We start from the raw sequence: 5,050 nt of genomic DNA on the forward strand, positions 1-5,050 counted from the left end.
GAAATAACCAGCTACTTTTTTGGTTGAATTTAGCAGACTTTTTAATACACCAAACATCAGACGAATTTGAGGAGCTGGGCTCTAAGGCTTTTCGTCCGTTAACATAAGCTTCAACTGTGGATAATGGAAAACGCAGTTGCGCAACAGCGTCCAACCCCAACTCTTGGACAAACACATATTTAACACCATAAGCCTCCCATACTTTTTCCTTTAAGGAACGAATTAATGCAGTGTCATAATCATAGACTATAAGCTCACTGGCTTTATGAACACTTACCCCACACAATGCTTCTAACGCTTCTATCCGAAACTTTTGGTGTTCACGCTCCTTTCTTTTCGGATCCCAATCAGAGAGAAGTTTCATGAACTTGATAAAAGCAATACCGCCAATAGCAAAACCCAAAACCATAGTAGACTCTTCTGAATTAAAAAATCCACTTTCTGTAAGGGAAGACCAGGCACTCATAGTTTAAATTCCCACTCTCACAAATATGAAGATAAAACATATTTTAAAAAATAATGACGTACAATAATTAACACTGCATATACAAAAACAGAACATGATGTTAACTTAAAATAAACGTTTAACCTAGATTATAAATATGTCCAGTCCAATTATAAAAACGAGCGACGAGCTGAACCAAGCAAAACAATTACTCAGTAAAAGCGTTCCAATGCACCGCAAAGCATATAGCGATCGAACAGCATGGTTAATGGCATGCTTTGCTGAGCTAGCCTATATGAGATTTAACCCCCCGGTTATTACAGAAAGATTGGGCAATCAAGTGGAAAGCATGCTGTCGAAAGGAAAAAAGAGTGATGGAGTGCTTAAAAGTGCTATTCAGCTAGCTGTCGACAAGTTTGCCTATAACCATGACGAAGAAAAGAAGCTTTTGGATGCACAGTTAGGGCAGCTTGATGCTGAACTCATAAAAACATTCGATGCTGATGGCAGCCAAGCAATACTTATAAAAACAAACGAATTTGTCGTACTGTCGTTTCGCGGTACCGAGCCAACAGAGCTAAAGGATATTAAGTCAGACGCCGACGCGGTTCTGACTAACTGCGTTACCGAAGGAAAAGTTCATTCAGGCTTCCACAATGCCTACAACATAATCGAAATGGAAGTTAATCAATCTCTAAAAGAATTCGGCGAATTACCTATTTTTATTACGGGACATTCTCTTGGTGGAGCTCTCGCAACAATAGCAGCTAAAAGAATAACTCACTTGGGAGGAAATGCTGCCTGTTACACATTTGGCGCTCCAAGAGTTTCAGATGACCACTGGCTCATGACAATGAAAACGCCAATTTACAGGGTTGTTAACTCCTCTGATGGTGTAACTATGGTGCCTCCTCCCGACTTTCTCATCACTTCTATTTCATGGGTACTAGGTGTAGTGGTCAACAAAACCCGGACACCTTTTTAGCTAATTTTTCTGTTTTAGCCGGTGGTAGACCATCATTAAATTGATGCGGTCGCTCCCAGTTGTAATAATTCATTAGGAAGTAACTGACATCTCGTTTTGCTTCAATTGCTGAACGGTAACCGGTTGCCGGCACCCACTCAGACTTTAAACTTCTAAATACTCGCTCCATTGGACTATTGTCCCAACAGTTTCCGCGTCGACTCATGCTTTGAGTTATCTGGTAACGCCATAACCTTTGCCTGAATTTTCGTGCCCCATATTGAGTACCTTGATCACTATGGAACATCACCCCCTCGGGTTTACCGCGCATTTCATAAGCCATATCCAGTGCACGTGCAGCAAGCTCTGCGTCAGGGCGAGGCGACATCGACCAGCCGATAACCCGACGCGCAAACAGGTCAATAACGACGGCGGCATAATGCCAGCCCGAGCCAGTCCAGATATAGGTTATATCACCACACCAGACTCTATTCGGAGCTTCTACATCAAACTCACGGTTGAGTTTATTCGGGATATCCGGTCTCTCAACGTTAGCGACCTTATAAGCGTGAGGGCCTGGCTGCTTACTCGTTAAGCCCTGCTCTTTCATCAAACGGCCAACTTTAAAGCGTCCTATAATAACGCCTTCGTGTTTCAGCATATCGACGAGAGTCCGGGTACCCGCCGAGTTTCGAGACTTTATGAATAAGCGTTTTATACGGGCTCGCAGCAGTCGCCGCTTAGTTTCTATTTGTTGACGTCGCTTTCGACGCTCATAAAAGCTGCTAACACCTACACCCAGCGCTGAGCAGACCAACTCAGTCGTTTCATGCTCTCTCAACCGGTCTATCAGCGCGTAGATTTCAGGTCGTCGGACATTAAGAGAGCGGTAGCCTTTTTTAGAATCGATTTTTCCCTCTCTAACCGATTCACACGAGCTTCAAGCTCCTGTATTCGTTGCTGCTCTGCAGTCATCGCCCTGGACTTAGGCGTTTGACCGCTTTGTTCACTTTCTAGCTGTTGAACCCAATTTCTAATCGTATTTTCATGTACATCAACAGCCCGGCTTGCTTCCGCATAGCTGTAGCCTTGTTCTGCTACTAAATTAGCGGCCTCATACCTGAACTCAGGACTAAATGATCGACGTTGTCTTCTTGCCATTGAACACCTCTTCGTTAAGGGTAATACTACCACTTAAAAGAGTGTTCGGGTTTAGTCTGCCACTACAAGGTTTTATTCCTGCTGTCGGAGATAAGCTTAAATCAGCTCTCCGAGAAAAGTTTGGAGAATATATTCACGGGGGTGATATGCGCTTTTTAACAAACGTGAAAGCAGGTGAATACAGCAAAGCTCGATTACTAACTCATGTGGATATTTGGTATCGACTTAAGGGGTGGGCGAGAAAACAGTTGACCTGGAAAAAGTTTGGGACCGACCACAGTATGTCTGTCTACCGCGCTAAACTAGCTTTTATTGCTTTAAAAAGAAATTAGAGTAAATGAGATGAAAGATTTATTTGAAAAGCTTTCTACATACAACATTTTCAACTATCTCTTGCCGGGGGTGGTCTTTGTAGCAATAACTAAGTCATTAACTAAATATAACTTTATTCAAGAAGACATTGTCATTGGGGTTTTCCTATATTATTTCATAGGGTTAGTGATTAGCAGAGTTGGTTCCATTATAATTGAACCAGCACTTAAATGGATTGAGTTTATTAAATTTTCGGAATATAGAGATTATGTTGAAGCGTCTAATAAAGACAAGCTTATAGAGGTTCTTTCAGAAGCAAACAATATGTATAGAACTTTCTTATCATTGTTTCTATCTTTATCTCTTTTAAAGATATTTGAAATTTTGTCTGAGCGCCTCCAATTTTTGAATAAGTTTTCGGCAGAAATGGCAATTGTAGGGTTGCTATTACTATTTGCTTTTTCATATAAAAAACAAACCGCTTACATAACAAAACGCATAAATAGTGCGAAGGACAAGGAATAACTAATGTCTGACTTTTTTGAAATAGATTTCTTGGACGTTGAATCTAAAAGGAGCGGAGATGCAATACCTCTCCGATATTCAGTCAACGGAGATACCAGGATTCATGTAACCGATGGGGGGTTCCAAGCCACAGGTGATTCGTTAGTCAAGCACATAAATAAATATTACGGACTGCCAAGACGTATAGATGCTGTAATTGTAACGCATCCCGATGGCGATCATGCCGGAGGGCTCAGGAAGCTGTTTGACGAATATGAAATTGGTGAATTATGGATGCTACGGCCATGGCTATATTCTGATAAGTTAATCGACCGATTCAGTCGCTTCACATCTTCAGATAATCTAACAAAAAGGCTAAAAGAATTATATCCAAACTTGGTTGCTCTAGAAGAACTAGCACAAAAACATAAGGTAAAAATCTCAGAGCCATTTCAGGGCGCAAAGATCGGAGACTTTAATGTCTTGGCTCCATCGAAAACGAGGTACTTAGACCTTGTTGTTCAGTCAGAAAAAACCCCTGAAGCAACAAAGGTGGAGGAGCAAAATTTAGCTGAAGCAGCCGGACAGTATATTAGAAAAGCTATTAATTTCATTAGGTCTGCATGGGGTGAAGAGTATTTCCCAGAGGACGACACAAGTCCTGAAAATAATATGAGCGTAATTCAGTACGCTTGCCTATGTGATCAGAAAATCTTGCTAACTGGTGACGCAGGTAGATCTGCTCTCGACGAAGCTGCAGAGTATGCTCCATATGTTGGTTTGCAACTCCCTGGAATTGATCGAATACAGGTTCCCCACCATGGTTCCAGACACAATGTATCAACGGAAATATTGGATAGGTGGCTAGGTACTAAACATAACGCACATCCTGATTCGGAGAGTTTTACTGCAATCGTTAGTGCTGCAAAAGAAGATAAAGATCATCCTCGAAAGTCTGTTGTTCGAGCCTTCATTCACAGAGGAGCAAAAGTAATTTCTACCGAAGGAAGCCACAAGAAAACCGGTTACAAGGCTCCAGAACGTGAGGGATGGGTAACTGTAACTCCGTTACCATACCCTGAAGATCAGGAAAATTGATTTACTCATATGATTTATGACGGGGTTAGTCTTATCTATTTATGAAAATTGATATAAATGAGTTACTAAAGTTGGAAGATAAAACGATCGCTAGACTGGGGTTGCTTGTGACTGCAGCAATGATGTTTATTTCACCAGCCGCATTTATCTTTCTATTTGAAGGCGCAGAGAGGCTTCTAGAGTACAGCACTCCAATAGTCTTGCTCATATTTGGTATTGTATCCGTTCCGTTTCATATACTAGGTGGCATCACCTACCTCCATCCATACAAAACACAGTGGGAAATATCCCAAGGAATACTCTCTAGCTGGGCTATAGTTCTGGGCGCTGGTATGTGGTCATCTATAACTGCAATTGCGTCTTACGGCTTAGTGCATGGTCTATTTATAAAGCAGTTATCGGAGTTTGACCCTAGTATCCCGGTTTTATATGTGCTGGCTTGGTTTTGCCAAATTGCTCCTATGTCTTTACTGTTATTCTTTAATAATAAAAGGTTGTCTCGCGCCCCAGGCAATAAAAGCTAGCAAGTGTCGTTACCGGCTCAACAGCCACGATTCTATATGAAA

6 protein-coding genes are annotated in these 5,050 nt (G+C 41.6%); 4 read left to right on the top strand and 2 right to left on the bottom strand.

Translation table 11 applies throughout. The features are described 5' to 3' along the window. The coding region (locus RJ32_RS14890; RefSeq protein WP_158511978.1) for a hypothetical protein at positions 1–466 on the bottom strand (466 nt) is incomplete at its 3' end. Between the two features lie 136 nt (positions 467–602). Here RJ32_RS14890 and RJ32_RS13085 point away from each other — a divergent pair. Continuing rightward, complete coding sequence (locus tag RJ32_RS13085) at positions 603–1,430, top strand: lipase family protein (RefSeq protein WP_082815470.1); 828 nt, start codon at positions 603–605, stop codon at positions 1,428–1,430. On the opposite strand, the gene RJ32_RS13090 is transcribed toward RJ32_RS13085, so the two are convergent. Beyond that, a protein-coding gene (locus RJ32_RS13090; RefSeq protein WP_370543307.1) for an IS3 family transposase occupies positions 1,405–2,570 on the bottom strand; the annotation gives its coding sequence in 2 pieces (ribosomal slippage) (positions 1,405–2,303 and positions 2,303–2,570; 1,167 coding nt in all). The genes RJ32_RS13085 and RJ32_RS13090 overlap by 26 nt on opposite strands. 342 nt (positions 2,571–2,912) lie before the next feature. Between RJ32_RS13090 and RJ32_RS13105 the strand changes: the two genes are divergently transcribed. Genes RJ32_RS13105 through RJ32_RS13115 form a run of 3 tightly spaced genes read left to right on the top strand, consistent with a single transcriptional unit; the run spans position 2,913 to position 5,008 of the window. After that, the gene (locus tag RJ32_RS13105) at positions 2,913–3,407 is read left to right on the top strand and encodes a hypothetical protein (protein ID WP_034822812.1); all 495 of its coding nucleotides are present in this window, start codon (positions 2,913–2,915) and stop codon (positions 3,405–3,407) included. Between the two features lie 3 nt (positions 3,408–3,410). Continuing rightward, the gene (locus tag RJ32_RS13110) at positions 3,411–4,484 is read left to right on the top strand and encodes a ComEC/Rec2 family competence protein (protein WP_034822813.1); all 1,074 of its coding nucleotides are present in this window, start codon (positions 3,411–3,413) and stop codon (positions 4,482–4,484) included. Between the two features lie 41 nt (positions 4,485–4,525). After that, the gene (locus RJ32_RS13115) at positions 4,526–5,008 is read left to right on the top strand and encodes a hypothetical protein (RefSeq protein ID WP_034822814.1); all 483 of its coding nucleotides are present in this window, start codon (positions 4,526–4,528) and stop codon (positions 5,006–5,008) included. The last annotated feature ends 42 nt before the right edge of the window (positions 5,009–5,050 follow it).

The organism is Idiomarina sp. 28-8 (genome assembly GCF_000320945.2).
GTDB classification, from domain to species: Bacteria; Pseudomonadota; Gammaproteobacteria; order Enterobacterales; family Alteromonadaceae; genus Idiomarina; species Idiomarina loihiensis.

Excerpts from the sequence above, each read along its gene's own strand:
- RJ32_RS13110 (WP_034822813.1), top strand. The coding sequence starts at position 3,411 with ATGTCTGACTTTTTTGAAATAGATTTCTTGGACGTTGAATCTAAAAGG.
- RJ32_RS13085 (WP_082815470.1), top strand. The coding sequence starts at position 603 with ATGTCCAGTCCAATTATAAAAACGAGCGACGAGCTGAACCAAGCAAAA.
- RJ32_RS13105 (WP_034822812.1), top strand. The coding sequence starts at position 2,913 with ATGAAAGATTTATTTGAAAAGCTTTCTACATACAACATTTTCAACTAT.
- RJ32_RS13115 (WP_034822814.1), top strand. The coding sequence starts at position 4,526 with ATGAAAATTGATATAAATGAGTTACTAAAGTTGGAAGATAAAACGATC.